This is a genomic window from Nocardioides sp. P4_G4 (assembly GCF_056401085.1).
Map to the genome: position 1 here is coordinate 1 of NZ_JBFUKA010000180.1, position 1,373 is coordinate 1,373.

Genomic DNA, 1,373 nt, shown 5'->3' on the forward strand with positions numbered 1-1,373 from the left:
GGGTGGCCGGCTCGAGGCGTTCGTGCTGGGTACGCCGAGTGGATCAGGCGGACTTGATCGCCGAGATGTCGAACTCGAGCTTGATCTTCTCGGAGACGAGGACGCCACCGGTCTCGAGCGCGGCGTTCCAGGTGAGGCCGAAGTCCTTGCGGTTGACCGTGGTCGCGCCCTCGAAGCCGACGCGCACGTTGCCGAAGGGGTCCTGCGCGGAGCCGGTCTCCTCGAAGGGGATCGTGACCGACTTGGTGACGTCCTTGATGGTCAGGTCGCCGGTGACGGCCCACTCGGAGCCGTCGCGCTTGACGTCGGTGGAGACGAAGCGGATGTTCGGGTAGGTCTCGGCGTCGAAGAAGTCGCCGGACTTGAGGTGACCGTCGCGGTCGGCGCTGCGGGTGTCGACGGAGGCGACCTCGATGGTCAGGTCGACGCGGGACTGGGCCGGGTCGGCGGCGTCGACGTGGGCGGTGCCCTCGAAGCCGTTGAACTGGCCGCGGACCTTGGTGACCATCGCGTGGCGGGCGACGAAGCCGAGGGTGCTGTGCGACGGGTCGATGGTGTAGTCGCCGGTGATGTCGGCGATGGCGGTGGTGGGGGTGTCGAAGTCGGTCATGGTGGCTCCCGGTGCGGTAGGTGGTGGAGATTTCAACTATCTAAACAGTACCGCAGTCCGTTTCATTCCCCAGCTCGCTCGACGTGGTCGTTGCGCACGCCCGGCAGTCCCCGCCACGACAAGGAGCCACCGGCCCTCGCGGGCTGGTGGCTCCGGTGTGGAGTCGGACGGACTCAGGCGGCGTGCGGGGCGAGCGCCGCGATCCGGGGCGCCACCCAGCGTGCCTCCATGTGCGTGCGCCCCGACGCGTCGGTGACCTCGACCCATCGGCAGACGAGACCGTCGCGCTGCGGTGCAGTCGTCGTGTGGTCGCTCATGTGACACCTCCCGTTCACCTTCTGTTCACCTAGACTAGCCGACCTCCCCCGGGACGCCAAGACAACGGTGAAATAGGGCGTGGCGCTCCACCTGTACGGCGCGTCGTGGGGCCGTGGGCGGGGACTTCCTCCACCACCGGGGAGCGCGGGACCGGCATGTAGGGCTCGACCGGAGGCGTGCGGACGCACGCGAGCCCCTTGCTGCATGGGGTCAGCAAGGGGCTCGCGGCAGAACTGTGTCACCCCCAGGGGCGGGGTGTCCCGGTCTTGGCGAGATCGCCGGACTGGTCAGGACCGGCCCCGTCCCAGCGGCCGCAGGTCCAGACCGGACGGGGCTGTCCGTGGCGTCTGGCACGATGGATTTCATGAGCGATCAGCCGGACCTTCTGTTCATCGACGGAGAGTGGCGAGAGGCCAATGACGGCCGCCGGTTCGAGGTGGAGGAC

General features: G+C 68.5%; 2 protein-coding genes. Both read right to left on the bottom strand.

Annotated features, from left to right (window positions below; all coding sequences use genetic code 11):
* Positions 1–43: 43 nt before the first annotated feature.
* The gene (locus AC1DQF_RS21575) at positions 44–610 is read right to left on the bottom strand and encodes a YceI family protein (RefSeq protein WP_477527271.1); all 567 of its coding nucleotides are present in this window, start codon (positions 608–610) and stop codon (positions 44–46) included.
* A 173-nt stretch (positions 611–783) separates the two neighbouring features.
* Positions 784–927 (bottom strand): hypothetical protein, encoded by a 144-nt coding sequence (locus tag AC1DQF_RS21580; RefSeq protein ID WP_477527272.1) that lies wholly within the window; start codon positions 925–927, stop codon positions 784–786.
* Positions 928–1,373: the final 446 nt, after the last annotated feature.

Excerpts from the sequence above, each read along its gene's own strand:
- AC1DQF_RS21575 (WP_477527271.1), bottom strand. The coding sequence starts at position 610 with ATGACCGACTTCGACACCCCCACCACCGCCATCGCCGACATCACCGGC.
- AC1DQF_RS21580 (WP_477527272.1), bottom strand. The coding sequence starts at position 927 with ATGAGCGACCACACGACGACTGCACCGCAGCGCGACGGTCTCGTCTGC.